The organism is Colwellia sp. BRX9-1 (assembly GCF_014077195.1).
Lineage (GTDB): Bacteria > Pseudomonadota > Gammaproteobacteria > Enterobacterales > Alteromonadaceae > Colwellia_A.
Genome location: NZ_JACGVM010000006.1, coordinates 128845 through 144587, shown reverse-complemented (window position 1 = coordinate 144587; position 15743 = coordinate 128845). Strand labels below are relative to the sequence as shown.

Here is a 15743-nt window from a genome sequence, read left to right as displayed (position 1 = left end):
TGAGTAAATTGTAAGAATTTTGTAATGTTCTGAGAGTGTTAACCGTTAGCAAAACTTAATTGCCCTATTATTGACATATTTGGTCAGTACTTTGCCCTAATACCGCCCCCGCTAACGCTCAATGCTTTGCTTTAATATCATCTACTACTTACACAAAAGAGCAAGTGATGTTTACTTCTAGAAAAAACCGACAATTTATAGATTACCAAGACTCATACTATTACCGACAACAGAATAAAAAACGTCGAAATAAATGGTTAAAGTTATCACTGCTAGTGTTTCTTATCCTATTGTCTTCTTTGGCTTTAGTGCGTTATGCGCAAAGTAGTGAAATGGCTTTGACTGAAAATACAGCCAATAATAATAATAATACGCTTATTTATGGTCCACAATTATTATTTGATCACCCAAATCCAGCAAAGCAAGCCAATTTACCCCTTGATATTCAGACCAATGTTGAGATTAATGGTTTAATTGCTTATGTAGAAATAAAACAAACCTTCGTTAATCCTCATGCGATTGCTTTAGAAGGAACCTATCAATTTCCCTTACCTGAAGATGCTGCAATAAAACGGTTAATGATAAAGGTTGGCGATAATGAGATAGTTGGCGAGATAATGGCAAAAAACACCGCTAAGGTTTTATATCAACAAGCGAAAAGCCAAGGAAGAAAAGCGAGCTTACTCGAGCAACAACAAGCTAATTTGTTTATCAATAAAATTGCTAATATTCCACCACAAGCAAGCGTTATTGTTACGCTAACTTTTATGATGCCAGTCTCTTTTTCACAGGGTAATTTTGATCTACGATTACCACTAGCAATGACTCAAAGGTACCAACCCAAATTATCCCAGCCATTATCTGAAAATCCACAAGTAGCAAAAGCTTCTGAGCTTACAGAGCAACGAATAGCGTACTCTGCGGATAAATTACCTGCACAGCTGCAAGCATCAACCACAAAAGCGCCTAGCCACTTACCTTCAATTGCCAGCAGTCAATCATCTATTAATATTTCCTTAAATTCGGGTATTGCGATTACTGCGATTAGTAGTGCTAGTCATAAAATAGTGATGCGCGCGTTAAACTCCCATCAAAATGCTTACTTTATTACCTTAAATCAGGCCAAAGTGGTCGCTCATAAAAGTTTCGTTCTAAGCTGGCGATTATTAGCCAGTGAGCAAGCTAAAATCAGCAGTTTTACTGAACAAGTAGCAGATGAATATTATACGCTGCTGACCTTTTTCCCGCCAAAGACAGACCTTGCACAAGTGATCGCACGAGATATCATTTTTATCATTGATACCTCAGGTTCTATGCAAGGTTCGGCTATGGAACAAGCAAAAGCGAGTCTCTCGTTAGCTATATTACAACTTAACGATAAAGACAGTTTTAATATTATCGCTTTCAATGACACTACCGAATTACTCTTTTCCGGCACCAAAATGGCTGCAGGTCATCATATTAAAAAAGCGCAACAATTTATTAGTCACTTAATGGCCGATGGTGGCACTGAAATGTACCGTCCCTTGAGTAACGCTTTGATGATGAAAAAAAGTGCTGTGCAAGCAGCGCAGGCTATTCGCCAAATAGTTTTTATAACCGACGGAGCTGTCGCTAACGAATTTGAACTTATGCAACTGCTTGAAAATGCCCAAGGTGATTTTCGTTTATACACCGTTGGCATAGGCGCTGCGCCCAATGGTTACTTTATGAAGAAAGCCGCTCAATTTGGTAGGGGTCGTTATGTTTTTATTCAAAGCCAAAGTGATGTTCAACAAAAGATGAGCGACTTTATGACTAAAATAAGTCAACCCGCAATCACTAATATCGACTTAATCATCGACAGCCGAGTTCATCAACACCTCGAGGTTTATCCTAAAAGCATCCCTGATTTATATTTCGACGAGCCCTTGCAGATAGCGATAAAATCTCAGTTTCCTATCACGAGTTTGCAATTAACAGGTGATACCGTCACTGCGCCCTGGTACCAAGAATTAATTATTGATAGCGAGCAATCTTCAACCGGTATTTCATCCCTTTGGGCGCGTAGAAAAATAGAAAGCTTACTCGATAGCTTAGTCAGCGGAGCAGATAAGGCTGAGGTGAAATTTCAGGTTATTACTACCTCACTCAAGCATCAAATTATATCGCCCTATACCAGCTTTATAGCTTTAGAGAAACAGCAAAAAGACGGATTATTACTCGCTAAGAATACCATTTTTCAAGCCCATGAAAGTTTAATGGTCGCTATGCCTAAAACAGCATTAGGGTGGAAATTACAATTTCTGCTTGGCATGGCACTCTTGTTATTGGTAACTATGAGCGAGGCTATTATATTGCGGGGTTATCAGTGTATTAAATTAAGGGGTGGTCAACCTTGAAAAAATTAATTAAAACATCCTTATTGATCATCGGTAGCTTGCTGTGTTTACAAGCCAGTTGGTTGCCTACTAAAGCTTGGTTATCTCAGCAATTAATTAATTATAGCTGGCATCAGACACTGGCTTTACAGCAAAGAATAAAACCTTGGCCATGGGCTGATACCTACCCTATTGCCGAGCTTTCATTTAAACGCTTAGCAAAGTCTCTGGTGATACTTAATGGCGGCGACCCAACCACACTCGCTTTTTCAGCCGGGGCTATTGCTCCTTTCAACCAGGTCAGCCGTGCTCAACCTTTTGTGGTTGCTGGCCATAGAGATAGCCACTTTTCATTTTTAGACGAGGTAGATATGAAGGATATTATTTCATTAACTGACCGATATGGTCAAAGCCAGCTTTATCAAGTTGAAGCGATTAACATTGTTGACGCTTCAACAGGTCAAATGCCCCTGCTAGCTGATGACTCATCATTAATATTAATCACTTGCTACCCTTTTAATAACTCGAGCAGTAATAGCAATGAAAGGTATGTGATAACCGCAAAGTTACTTTAAGGGGATAAGTGGTTACGGGTCATTAAGCCAATAACCCTATTATTACGGTATTTAACCTTATAAAATCTATCAAGAAGTACCGACGGCTATTTAAAGTTTATCCCGTTAACATTAATTGCCTGAGGGGGTTGGTAAAATGATTATCTAAGCTATAGTTTAAAATATGATGAATGAAATTATAAAATTTATGAAAGGACTAAAGAAAAATTTAGCTTTTGGCTTAGTATTGTTATTGGTATTTTACTGCGGCCAAGTATCTGCAACTAAGATCAGCATTCTTACTGAACATTTGGCTCCTTTTCAAATTGTCACGACCAATGCAATAGAAGGCTTGTCAACAGAAATAGTCGAAGCGACGTTAGCACAAGCTCAGTATGAATACGCCATCAGTGCTCACCCATGGGCGTTGTCTTATAGAAGAGCACAGCATGGAAAAAACACCTGTATATATTCACTTGCTCGTATCCCAGAGCGTGAGCCTTTGTTTAAGTGGGTTGGACATATTGCTTCAAGTACCATCTCTCTTTATTCCCTTAATAATAGTCAGATAACTATCTCTGCTATAGAAGAAGCTAAAAAATATAACATTGCGGTGATACGTGATGATGTTACCCACCATTTTTTATTATCAAAAAAATTTATTGAAAACCAAAACCTTTATGTGGTTGACAATTATGATGCCTTATTAAAATTATTAGACCTATCTAGTCGCCATATTGATTTAGTTGTTCTCAATGATGATTTACTTAGAAATAGAGTAAAAAACTTGGGAGAAACAACAAAATATAAAAATGTATTTCAGTTTAAGGCGTTAACACTCAACTTTCATTTTGCTTGCAGTTTAAACACAGAGCAAGTCATTGTAGATAACCTTATTAATGCAATGATGCTACTTGAGCAACGTGGTGCATTGTTAACTATCAGGAAGAAGTGGCAAAAAAACATGGTGAGTTTAATTAATTAAATACACATTCCAGTAAAATTGGTGGTTAGCTGTGTGCTATTAACACTATTCTCGTAAAGCGTTTAATCGCAAGTTGAACAGTTATCTTTTCATAATAAGAGAGCCGTAATGAAACAACGTAATAAAAATATGCTAGTAAAATTTATTACCTTGATGACGTTAATAGGCAATGTTTTTCCACTTTCCGGGCAAACACTCCAGATTGAAACAATCAATGTCGCTCCCTTTGGCTTTATTGGGGACAATAGTAAGCCAACTGGAATGATGTTCGAAATAAGTAATAGAATTGCCGAAGTAGCAGGGCTTAACTATACCAATAAGATAATTCCTTATGCTCGTACTATTATTCACCTGAAACAAGGCAAATCAGATTTTGTGCTACGTTTCAATAATGATCAGTTGCCCGCGATCTCTATCCCATTAGTCTCAGTGATCACTATGCCAATTATTATCCTGTCTAGGGCGGGAACTCACTATAGAAGCCTAAAGGATCTCCATGGAAAAACAGTGGGAGTGGTGCGAGGCGGTGAATTTGATGTCAATTTTGATAATGACGCCGCCATTAATAAAGTTGAAGTCAATAATTACACACAAATGCTAAAACTGTTAATCAGTGGTCGAATTGACGGCTGTATTGGTACCAATGTTGGATTATATTACAACGCTAAGCAACTTGGCATAAAACCTGAGGTATTGAATTCACCATTACAACTAAGTTTCAAAGATTTTGTACTTCATTTTTCTAAAAAGAAGATAAATACCCAGACAATGAAAATATTAAAAAAATCAGTAGAAAAGCTTAAAAGTAATGGGGAGATCCAGACAATCGTCAACAAATACATCGGCGATTTCAAATAGCGGCTTTCATCAAGCCATTAATCAATTTTTGTTAATCGCTTGAAATCGAGAGCGGCGTTAAATATTGACGATATTGAATTTTTATATTTTAGAAAAAACTAATAGCCGATTATTCGCGGGCATTGGATGATCGTCAATTAACTCAAGTCCTGCTCCCGTTGCCAATAATAAGACTGCCTCAATATCTCTAATACCGCTATTCTTATCTCTTTCTTTAAGCCACACATCGAAGTCTGCGTTACTCTCACTAGAGAACTGCCCTTGATAGTTAAAAGGTCCGTATATACAAATATTTGCTGAAGATGATAAGTTTTGCGCAAGCCCCTCAAAAAACTTAACCACTAATGGCCAGCTAATGATATGCAGTGTATTAGCGGTATATACGCCATCAAGGGGGGCATTTTGATTAAGCTTAGGCCAAGTTCTATTTAGATCAACGACGACCGGCCTTTTTACATTCAACCACTTGCTTTCATCGAGCCAGGCATTAATACCCTGGTGGTTTATTAGTAAATCACTGGTTTGCCAGGTTAGATGGGGTAAATTCGGACCAAAGAAGGCAGCGTGTTGCCCCGTTCCTGAGCCAATTTCAAGGACATGCTTAGCACTTGCAAACACTTTGGTTAAAACATTCAAAATAGGTGACTTATTGTTTTCACATGCTTGGGAAAAAGGTTTATTCATTATTTTTCTTAAGTTGATTCATTGGTAGCTAACGTTTTGAAAGGTAACGCCTGCTGGCATTGCTGCTGGTACGTTAGCATATGCTGTTGCTCTTGATGACAAAAATTTTTAATTGCTGCCTTAAAAGCTGGATGTTTTATCCAGTGGTAAGAGTAGGTTAATGTTGGTTCAAAGCCCCGTTGAATTTTGTGTTCACCTTGAGTACCCGGGTTAAAAACTTGCAAGTTGTGTTCAATACAAAACTCGATACCTCGATAATAACAAAGCTCAAAATGTAAATTATTATAATGTTTAGTACAGCCCCAATATCGCCCATATAAGTGAGTATCATCATAAAAAAAGAGCGCACAGGCGATGTCTTCTTGCTGATGACTGGCGATGATCAATAAAATATTATCAGTCATACTAAGCACTATTTGCTTAAAAAAATCATAGCTCAAGTGTGGTTGATGACCCCGTTTTAAATAAGTTAATTGATAAGTTAGATAGAAAAAATCAAGTTCTTGTCGGCTAATTTCGCTATTTTTCAGTTGACGAATTTTAATATCTTGTTGAGTAATAGACAGCCTTTCTTTGCGAGTGTTTTTTCTTTTGCGCGAAGTAAACGTACCTAGAAAGTCGTCAAAGGTTTTATAATCACGATTAAACCAGTGAAATTGCACCGTATTACGTTGATAAATATCCGCTGGTAAAACTGTTTTTATTTCATCACAGTATAATATATGCCAACTATTAATATTTTCTTGCTGGCAATGTTCAATGAGCGGTGCAAACAACTCATTTATTTGGAGTTTTTCTGAAAGGAATTTATTACTGGTTACGGGGGTAAAGGGAATAGTTGCGACTAATTTAGGGTAATAATTTATCTCATTGCGTTGATAAGCCTCGGCCCAATCCCAATCAAAAACATACTCCCCCCAAGAGTGGCTTTTCAAGTACATCGGCATCACACCTGTGACATCACCGTTTGTTGATGTCACTAAATGATGAGCTTGCCAACCTTGTTTAACACTAACTGAGTCACTTTTTTCAAGCGCGCTAAAAAACTCATAAGCAAGAAAAGGGCTAGGTGAATTATTTAACGCCTGCCAATCAATAGCACTTATTTTGTCAATATGATTAAGAAAATTAATATTTATATCAGCATTCAATCGCGTTTTACTCAACAGCCAATGGCTGTTTATCTAGCAATAGTGACTTAATTTTACTGTCAAAATAGCATTATTAAAGGATGTTACGTCAATGATAGCGCTATTTTTTCTCGAAATGTATCACTAAGCCATATTTTTAAGTTATCAGGGGTGGCAAAATAAAAAATAGCCAACAATAAAAAGAGTTCTAATACTAAGTAACGCAAGCTGATATTTCGCTGATATTTCGCTGAAATATAGAGAGTATCTAGTACTAGAATTTATTTAACAGCACTTATACAATACATCTTTATAGTAAATAAAGGTGAATTTCCGGTGTCTGAGAAAGTGATTAACTTCGAGTTTGAAAAGCACAATAAAAACAGTATTCGATATAAAGAAGTACCTGAGAATGGAATGCCCCCCGTTTTAGGGTCTATCTATGTGCAAAAATGGTTTGCCGGTGACAATAAAAACATTGAAATAACCATTAAAACAAAAGATTAAACAACTAAAGTCCGCGACCTACTCTATCGCGCATATAGGCGGTGCTGTATTAAGGCAACGTGCAGTTGAGGTTGAGAAGACTGTTTAAGTGTACCTAAGATGCGCAGTTTTGTGCCATGGTACAGTGACATCAGGTTCCGATATTATCACTGACAAGGTATTGAACAACAAAAAGAATTAGCCAGTTTTTCAGCATGAATTTGAACGGTTTAACTTTTATTGACAAAGTAAAGTCGACAACAGACTTTGTCAGTGAAAATAAATGGTATAAACAGATAATTGGTGAAAACGTTAACAACTAATTATGCTCTTTACTGGCTTTAAGTTGACTATCAATAGTGGCTAGATAAATAAAAATAAAGCTTTATACTGCCTATAATGATGAAATTTATAAAAATAATACCTTTACTTTTCCTTTACTCATTAAGTGCATTAGCACAATCGAGCGCAAAGCCAGATTTGGCGTTATTGGAAAAGGGCAAAATAATTCTAACCGTAGCTACGGAAAATATTGGTTACTACCCATTTTACTATCCAGAAAATGGTGAAATAAAAGGTTTTTCGGTTGAGGTTCTTAATTATATTGAAGCGCATTCAAACTATGATTTTGAGTTTATTATTCTCCCTTGGCCAAGGGCCGTTCACTTGGTTGCAGAAGGCAGGATCGATTTAATACTGACCTTATTTAAAACACCGAAGCGCGAACAAATGTATCATTTTATTGAGCCTTCTTATGCTAATGAAATTAATCAATTATTCACTTTAAAAGATAATAATTTTGAGTTTGATGGAAAATTAAAACAACTAACACCCTACTCTGTCGGCACTATTAGAGAATATTCCTACGGCGAATATTTTGATGGTGCCAGCTACCTAAATAAATTGCCCGCATTAACAGAAGAAGTACTTTTAAAACTTTTGCTCGGCAAACAAATAGACATGTTAATCAGTAACCCATTAGTGTTTAATCAATTAATTTTAAAAGAAAAGGTTGGCGCCCAGGTTAAGGCGATAGAGCCATATATATCAATGACTCCTGTCTATATGGCGCTAACTAAGAAGAGAAAAGACTCGCTAGCAATAAATACCACACTTGGGCAACTCACTGAGCAGTTAAAAGCGTCTCCTTACTATCAAGAATTACTCAATAAATATCAGTTGAATTTTAAAGAATAGAGTTAAATTAAAGACACTAAGGGGTTAGCTTACTAACACCATTATTTTTCAGCAGACTAAGCTGATATTATGGGTTTATAATTTGCTATTACTTAGTTAAAAATCCCACTATCATTCAATGATAGTCTCAATCATAATTACGGAGTCTACAATGTCTACAGATACCTATGTACCACCAAAGATATGGGAATGGAATAAAGAGTCTGGTGGTAAATTTGCCAGTATTAATCGCCCTATTGCAGGAGAAACGCATCAAGGCGACTTGCCCGTAGGTAAGCACCCTTTCCAGCTATACTCGCTGGCTACCCCTAACGGTGTCAAAATTACCATTTTATTAGAAGAGCTATTAGCGTTAAATATAGCTGAAGCCGAATACGATGCGCACTTGATTGATATAATGGCCGGTGATCAATTTAGCTCAGGCTTTGTTGATATCAATCCCAACTCTAAAATACCGGCTTTAGTTGATAATAGTGGCGATAATAAACTGCCCATTTTTGAATCTGGCGCGATACTTCTGCATTTGGCTGAAAAGTTTGCTGCCTTCATACCCAAAGAGCCGTTACTTAAAGCACAATGCTTATCATGGCTATTTTGGCAAGTGGGTAGTGGCCCTTATTTAGGCGGTGGGTTTGGTCATTTTTTTGCTTACGCACCCGAAAAATTTGAATATCCAATAGAACGTTTTACTATGGAAGTTAAACGACAACTCGATGTACTCGACCGTCATTTAGCCAATAATAAATATATGTGTGGCGAGCAATACACTATTGCAGATATCGCTATATGGCCATGGTATGGAGCATTAGTACAAAATAAAGTCTATGAAGCTGCAGAGTTTTTACAAACGCAATCCTATACAAACTTATTGCGATGGACCGAAGAAGTTGGCAATCGAGCAGCTGTTAAGCGTGGTTTAATGGTCAATCGTACTTGGGGAGAGTTAGAAGAACAATTACATGAACGCCATGATGCCAGTGATTTTGAACTTAAAACTCAAGACAAGCTAGTCGATTCTCAATAATCAACTCGGGTCTTTAGCCTGATAGTTGTGCTGCCAAATTTTTTTACCCGCAGGCTCATTGACTAATGAGCCATGACCACCTTTGGCGGTAACAGGGGAAATAAGTTAAAAGACAAAAACATCATGACTCACTGCTTATTCCTTAGCAGGAGTCTTGATTTATTATCGGATTTATTTAATGTAGATTCGAATATACTAGGCGTTTAATTCGTATTTATCGAAGTATTAAGGCTAACTTATACGCTGAATTTAGCCTTAATAACTTATACTAACAAACAGATAAACCGCATAAGAAAACGTTAAATTTAACATTAAAATTAATGTTTTCATTGGGGTAAACGGACACTGCAACTCAAAATTATATGTAAGAAGTCAATAAATTATGATTCAGGCTTAATTATCTCGTTAGCTTGCGTACTTTTCTTTTTTATTAACCAGTACGTTACTCCAAGAGAAATAGTCACCAAAGCAAGACCAACAATTTGATCTGCAGAAACAAGTTTAAGATCTAACACAATAACTTTACGGGCAACTGCCATCAATGCTGTGGCAACAACCAATTCTACCGGGATAACGTTTGAGCCAAGGTACAAACGAATATTGATAAAGATTTCAACCGCGATTAACACCACCATAAAAGCGCCAAAAGTTTGTAAAATATCATCAATATCTAAAAGAAAATAAGGCGGCATCGATAGTTTCAAATAGAGTACATAAACCACATCAGCGATACTCCAATAGATCACTAATACCATTAACAAGGCCAGTATTCTTATCGCAAATCGAATCGAGCGATGCAGTACCTTTAACAATGGATCTGAATGATTTTCAGGTAATTCTTCGTGTCTCATGGATCTTCCTATATGAAAAGCAGGGTAAATATATCGATATATCTATGTTCATAAAGCCATAACGTTATGATCATAGAAAATATCAATATTGAAAATACGGCTCGAAACTAGCAAATATTCGCTATCATAGCCCGCCCAAGGTCAATATAAGCGTTAACATCTTCATTCATTCCCTTGGTTTTAATATGATCAGCAAAACCAAGTCGCGCCGTCATAGCTAGCCAAAATATGGCACTAATTAAGCCAGCAATACGCCACAAATTAGTCTTAGCCCACTTAAGCGCCAACGTAATAGAGAGGACATAGATAACAAAACCCGCAAGTTTAGATGATGCCCAACCATTAACGAAAGGATACAAATTAAGCGGGTTAACGATCACCAAATAAATAAAAGTAACAGCAAATAACGTATATAAAATATGTGGTCCAATTTTTAACAGTTTGTTGTTAGCTTTTTCAGACCCTTTCATCATTAACACAAAGTTAATGAGAAAAAGAACAAAAGTCAGTGTAATTATGGTTATGTGTAGATGCTTAATTATCATGTACATGTGGTTGTTCCCTAAAAATTCATTATTTATTTAATACTTAGGCTGTCAGTATATCGTTTATTTACCTAAGCAACTGCTATCTTTTATATTATTTTAATAAGTTCAGCCAAGATAAGCTGAGCATATTCAATGCACAAGTTTCTCTGTTGATAAGTTTTTGTGTCATGCAAGCATTTAGTCAAGCTTACTGTGCTTTTTTTCTAGATAAGTTAGCGAGGCTTCTAAAGCTTCATAGCGCAATGAATAGATATTATCATTGGCGACTAAATCCAATACATTACACTTTTCGAGCTGTTGATGTGTTTGCTTATTTGGGCACAATAAAAAAACTTCACATTGACCATCTTGAGCATCTTTTACTGCGTTTTCTAGCGCAAGTCCTACCGTTTCATCAATCATAGGGACATCCGTTAAATCGAGGATCATGACCTCAAAATCTGCAACACTGGTATGCTGACGAGAAATAGCTTTTGATACACTAAAAATCATCGGCCCTGATAAGTAAAAAAATAACACTTTACCATTCGCTTTATCGAGTAAGCCTCGTTCAAGCACAGTTAATGGCACATCATTGCCATCAGCATCACTAATTGCTTTAACCTTTCTGGCCTGCTCTCGACTTAAACGCTCAATAACAATGATATTAGAAATGAAGACACCAAGACCTACAGCGACAATTAAATCAACAAAAATAGTTAATAACATAACACCATACATAATGGCCATGCCCTGAACACTGACTTTATGAGCACGTTGAATAAAGCTCCAGTCAAGGATATTAAAACCTACATAAACGGCAATCCCCGCTAACACAGCCATGGGGATAGGCTCAGTTAGACCTGCAGCCACTAACACCACTAATGCAAGTACCAAGGCGCGAATGATACCTGACACAGGTGAGCGTGCACCCACTTGAATATTAGTCACGGTACCCATAGTTGCGCCAGCGCCTGGTAAAGCACCGAACAAGCCAGAGATCATATTAGCGATACCTTGTCCGCGTAACTCCCGGTCGGGATCATGTTCTTTTCGTGTTAATGAATCACCAATCACAGCAGTCAATAAGGTATCAATGCAGCCAAGTGTGCCCAGGACCAAAGCATCTATCACCATAGTAGTAAAGATGTCGACGTTGAAATGAGGAATAACTAAAGAAGGTAAACCTGCCGGTATCTCACCAATTCTGCGGATGTCATCGCTGTTGAAAAAAATTAAAGAAAGTACAGTAACAACAACTAATGCGACCAGTTGAGCCGGAACATATTTGCGGTAATGTTTAGGTAAGTAAAATAAAATACCTAAAGTAAGTGCCCCTAAAAATAATTCACTGAACTTAATATTTGCGAGTATATTAGGCAGTGCTGATAAGCTTCCCGTAACGCCACCAGAAGGTGTCTGATGTCCTAACAACGGAGCTAACTGCAAGATAATTAAAATAACACCTATGCCTGACATAAAGCCAGAAATCACACTATAAGGCATTAACGTAATATATTTTCCGAGCTTTAGTGTGCCAAGTAACATCTGAAATGCACCGGCCATCATCACAATAGTAAATGAAATTGCCATGCCTGTTTCTGGATATTTTGCCATCATGCTGGTTAATATGGCTGTCATAATAACGGTCATTGGACCGGTAGGCTCTGATATCAAACTAGATGAACCACCAAACAATGCGGCAAAAAATCCAACCATTATCGCGCCCCAAAGCCCAGCTTCAGCGCCAGCTCCTGACGCAACACCAAAAGCAAGTGCTAAAGGCAAAGAAATAATTGCGGTAGTTACACCACCAAACATATCTCCTTTGAGATTGAACTCTTTAAAACGATTTCCAAACACCGCGCAAATCCTTACTAAAAAAGATGATCAGGTCAGATAACATTTTATCTGACCCGTAAACAGAAAAACATAGAACCTAACGAATATGATTCAACTTAAGATCGCACTCAAAATTATCTATTTGTTGAACAAGATTTACTCGGTCTTTATCGAAAAAATTAACATGACCCAATTTTCGTTGCGGTTTTACTGATTTGTTGTACCAATGCAATGTTGATAAAGCTGAAAGCGAAGTCATTGGTGGTTTTTCATTACCGATTAAATTAATCATACCCGCTGTGCCAAGCGACTCTGTGCTACCTAGCACTAAGCCAGCAACCGCTCTTATATGATTTTCAAATTGGCAGGTTATACTCCCTGCTTGTGTCCAATGTCCACTATTGTGAACACGAGGTGCTAATTCATTGATCATTAATTCACCATCAACGACAAAGCACTCCATCGCCAGAACACCAACATAGTCGAGGGCATTTAATACGCTTTCCATATACGTTTGAGCTTTAAGCGCTAGCGTATTATTTTGATCTACAGCGGGTGCAATAGATTGCAGCAAAATACCGTTTTTATGGGTATTCTCTGTTAAAGCATAGTGTTCGATATTGCCATTTTTTGAACGAACCGAGACGAGAGATATTTCTCGTTCGAACTTTATCCAAGCTTCAATAATATAATCTTCGATGTTTAAATGGTCAAAGTCTTCAATATCTGCCAAGGTTTTTAGAACCCATTGGTTTTTACCATCGTAGCCATCACTACAAGATTTAACCACCATAGGTAGCTGTAAGACTTTCAATGCTTCACTAGCTGGCAACGAATAAGCAAAGGGTGAAGTTGGTATTGATAATTTTTCTAATAATTGCTTTTCTCGATAACGATGCTGACAGGCAGAAATTGCTTCAATGTTTGGCAAAACATCACAATATGCTTGCAGAGCTTTAAGCAATTCTATATCTACTTGTTCTTTTTCTACGGTAATTACATCAGGCTTTCCAAGGAGGTTATAGAGCTTATGAATATTTTGCTCTTCCCGCCAATTTTTAGTCAGTGTAACCACTCGACCTAAACCGTCAACACAATCAGTTACTTGCTGGAGATTATCATTAATAAAGCTGAATTTTATCCCTAGTGGCAGTCCTGCAAGTGCCAACATACGAGAAAGTTGTCCACAACCTACAATGGCTATGCGCATTATTCTACCTCCCATGAGACACTTTCACTTTGCTGTGAACGCCATATTTGTAGCTTGCCTTGCAGTACCGTATCATTAATGGCAAGGATTTGTGAGGCCATTAACCCCGCATTAAATGCGCCTGCTTCGCCAATACCTTGGGTGGCAACTGCAACGCCTTTAGGCATTTGTACGATAGATAATAGACTGTCCATTCCTTTGAGTGCTTTGCTCATTACCGGCACACCAATAACAGGTAACCAAGTTAATGCGGCAGCCATACCGGGTAAATGTGCGGCGCCACCAGCACCCGCAATAATCACGCTGTACTCTTTATCGGCATTCTCAGCAAAGTCATATAAACGCTTAGGGGTACGATGGGCTGAAACAACCATAGCTTTATACTCAATGCCCAGTGCTTCAAGAACTGTAACCGCATTTTTCATCACTGGCCAATCTGACTGTGATCCCATGATAATCGCGACTTTAATCTTTTTCATTGTAAATGGCCTTATTTTTAATGGTTAAGCGCTGGCTTGAGTTAAACATCAATCCGCTAATTAAATATTCTGATAGTGATATTATGACAAAAAAGATAAATAGATAAAAATTGATATTACCTATAGTATAAATAGATAAAAATCTATTTGGCGGGATGTAATTATGAAATCAAGGCTTCATGCTCATGTTGGCACAATCAGACAGCTGGAAATATTATTGTCAGTTCATGATAAAGGTAGTATTAAAGAAGCGTCAAAAGCACTTTTTCTAACGCAACCAACGGTATCAATACAAATGAAAAAGCTTGCAGAGGCAATGGGAGCTCCTCTATATAACTATACCAATAGACAAATATTATTTACGGATATAGGCCTAGAGTTAGTAAAAACCGCGGTAGAGGTACTTGATAGTTTTTCACGACTTGATATGGCGATAGGTAATATTAAAGGTTTTAAGTCTGGCACCTTAAGGTTGGCTGTTGTCACCACTTCTAAATATTTTATTCCCCATTTGTTGGGACCTTTTTTAGAAAAATATCCAGATATAGATATACAGTTAAATATTGGTAATCGACAACAAACCATTGATCGCCTAAAGCAAGGTATTGACGACTTCTATGTGTTTAGTCATCCGCCATCTGATATTGAAACTGAGTCGATTGAATTTTTAACCAATCCGCTGGTAGCCATAGCACATCAAGACCACCCCATTGCTAAAAAGAAAAACCTCACTTTAAAAGATTTAAGCAAGGAACCTTTCATTATGCGTGAAAAAGGTTCAGGTACAAGGTATGCCATTGAGGAATTTTTAAAGCATCATAACACTAAGCTAAATGTAAAAATGACCATTGAAAGTAATGAAGCAATTAAACATCTGGTGATGTCAAAGCTTGGCATCTCAATATTATCAGCGCATACCTTAATGTATGGTGGACAAAGTGGACTAGTGCGTTTACCAATAAGTGAACTGCCAATAAATGCTCATTGGTTTTTTGTTTGGTCTAAATCAAAACGTCAAACCTTATTAGCGGCTGAATTTCTTGCTCATATTGAAACTAATGGCCGTTCATTATTACAAAAAGAAATGATATCAAACGATATTTTATCTCGCTAAATCACTGTTAAGTTAACCTGCTTAATAAAGTAGGTTAAATGATGGGCTAATTAAATTAATTTTTTCATAAGGTTGATACTGGCTGAACAGCCAAGTATTTAACCTTTTGATAAAATAGCGCATGCATCGCATTATTAGCGAATAGAGGTCATTAACACTAAGTACATGTAGTATTTAGCAATAATAATCGCTCCTTTCACTATACCTTAGCTTACTGTCGTATAAAAGCACCACTGAACAGCATGGTTAAACTGAGCCTAAACATCCCTTTATTCCCTATCGCCTTATCAGTAATTCACACTACTAAAAAAAACAGTTATCAACTTTTAGTTGATAATAAAACAATTACAATCGACTTTAATTGCAGTAAATAGTTAGTTATAAATAACACAGCTAAGCAGTTAACAACGATGTTGTCTAAGCGATAACATCGCTGTTAACA

At 37.2% G+C, this 15743-nt stretch carries 15 protein-coding genes; 8 read left to right on the top strand and 7 right to left on the bottom strand.

What is annotated here, in order from left to right; translation table 11 throughout:
- Positions 1 to 167: 167 nt before the first annotated feature.
- The 4 genes from H4J76_RS08205 (at position 168) to H4J76_RS08190 (ending at position 4757) form a co-directional block, all read left to right on the top strand.
- Positions 168 to 2381, top strand: a complete 2214-nt coding sequence (locus tag H4J76_RS08205) for a marine proteobacterial sortase target protein (RefSeq protein WP_182230398.1) — start codon at positions 168 to 170, stop codon at positions 2379 to 2381.
- Positions 2378 to 2935 (top strand): class GN sortase, encoded by a 558-nt coding sequence (locus H4J76_RS08200; RefSeq protein WP_182214307.1) that lies wholly within the window; start codon positions 2378 to 2380, stop codon positions 2933 to 2935. Before H4J76_RS08205 ends, H4J76_RS08200 begins: the two co-directional genes overlap by 4 nt.
- A 163-nt stretch (positions 2936 to 3098) precedes the next feature.
- Positions 3099 to 3899, top strand: coding sequence for an ABC transporter substrate-binding protein (locus H4J76_RS08195; RefSeq protein WP_182222157.1), 801 nt, complete (start codon positions 3099 to 3101; stop codon positions 3897 to 3899).
- 108 nt (positions 3900 to 4007) lie between these two features.
- Entirely contained in the window at positions 4008 to 4757 is a 750-nt protein-coding gene (locus tag H4J76_RS08190) for an ABC transporter substrate-binding protein (RefSeq protein WP_182230397.1), read from the top strand.
- An 81-nt stretch (positions 4758 to 4838) separates the two neighbouring features.
- Here H4J76_RS08190 and H4J76_RS08185 read toward each other — a convergent pair whose 3' ends face one another.
- Both H4J76_RS08185 and H4J76_RS08180 read right to left on the bottom strand, forming a co-directional pair.
- Positions 4839 to 5441, bottom strand: a complete 603-nt coding sequence (locus tag H4J76_RS08185) for a DUF938 domain-containing protein (RefSeq protein WP_182230396.1) — start codon at positions 5439 to 5441, stop codon at positions 4839 to 4841.
- Between the two features lie 8 nt (positions 5442 to 5449).
- Positions 5450 to 6592: a GNAT family N-acetyltransferase gene (locus H4J76_RS08180; protein WP_182230395.1), complete on the bottom strand. Its 1143-nt coding sequence runs from the start codon at positions 6590 to 6592 to the stop codon at positions 5450 to 5452.
- Positions 6593 to 6907: 315 nt separating this feature from the next.
- Here H4J76_RS08180 and H4J76_RS08175 point away from each other — a divergent pair, with 315 nt between their 5' ends.
- From H4J76_RS08175 to yghU, 3 genes are all read left to right on the top strand, one after another.
- Entirely contained in the window at positions 6908 to 7078 is a 171-nt protein-coding gene (locus tag H4J76_RS08175) for a hypothetical protein (RefSeq protein WP_182214298.1), read from the top strand.
- 378 nt (positions 7079 to 7456) lie between these two features.
- Entirely contained in the window at positions 7457 to 8254 is a 798-nt protein-coding gene (locus tag H4J76_RS08170; protein ID WP_182230394.1) for an ABC transporter substrate-binding protein, read from the top strand.
- A 151-nt stretch (positions 8255 to 8405) separates the two neighbouring features.
- Complete coding sequence (yghU, locus tag H4J76_RS08165; RefSeq protein WP_182230393.1) at positions 8406 to 9278, top strand: glutathione-dependent disulfide-bond oxidoreductase; 873 nt, start codon at positions 8406 to 8408, stop codon at positions 9276 to 9278.
- 380 nt (positions 9279 to 9658) lie between these two features.
- Here the strand turns inward: yghU and H4J76_RS08160 are convergent, their stop codons facing one another.
- The 5 genes from H4J76_RS08160 to purE form a co-directional block, all read right to left on the bottom strand.
- Complete coding sequence (locus H4J76_RS08160) at positions 9659 to 10129, bottom strand: phosphate-starvation-inducible PsiE family protein (RefSeq protein WP_182170271.1); 471 nt, start codon at positions 10127 to 10129, stop codon at positions 9659 to 9661.
- Positions 10130 to 10236: 107 nt separating this feature from the next.
- Complete coding sequence (locus H4J76_RS08155; RefSeq protein WP_182214292.1) at positions 10237 to 10680, bottom strand: SirB2 family protein; 444 nt, start codon at positions 10678 to 10680, stop codon at positions 10237 to 10239.
- 174 nt (positions 10681 to 10854) lie between these two features.
- The gene (locus H4J76_RS08150) at positions 10855 to 12477 is read right to left on the bottom strand and encodes a SulP family inorganic anion transporter (RefSeq protein ID WP_220465297.1); all 1623 of its coding nucleotides are present in this window, start codon (positions 12475 to 12477) and stop codon (positions 10855 to 10857) included.
- 118 nt (positions 12478 to 12595) lie between these two features.
- The gene (locus tag H4J76_RS08145; RefSeq protein ID WP_182230392.1) at positions 12596 to 13708 is read right to left on the bottom strand and encodes a 5-(carboxyamino)imidazole ribonucleotide synthase; all 1113 of its coding nucleotides are present in this window, start codon (positions 13706 to 13708) and stop codon (positions 12596 to 12598) included.
- Entirely contained in the window at positions 13708 to 14187 is a 480-nt protein-coding gene (gene purE / locus H4J76_RS08140; protein WP_182170260.1) for a 5-(carboxyamino)imidazole ribonucleotide mutase, read from the bottom strand. Before purE ends, H4J76_RS08145 begins: the two co-directional genes overlap by 1 nt.
- 163 nt (positions 14188 to 14350) lie before the next feature.
- On the opposite strand from purE, the gene H4J76_RS08135 reads away from it, so the two are divergent.
- Positions 14351 to 15301, top strand: coding sequence for a LysR family transcriptional regulator (locus H4J76_RS08135; RefSeq protein WP_182214287.1), 951 nt, complete (start codon positions 14351 to 14353; stop codon positions 15299 to 15301).
- Positions 15302 to 15743: the final 442 nt, after the last annotated feature.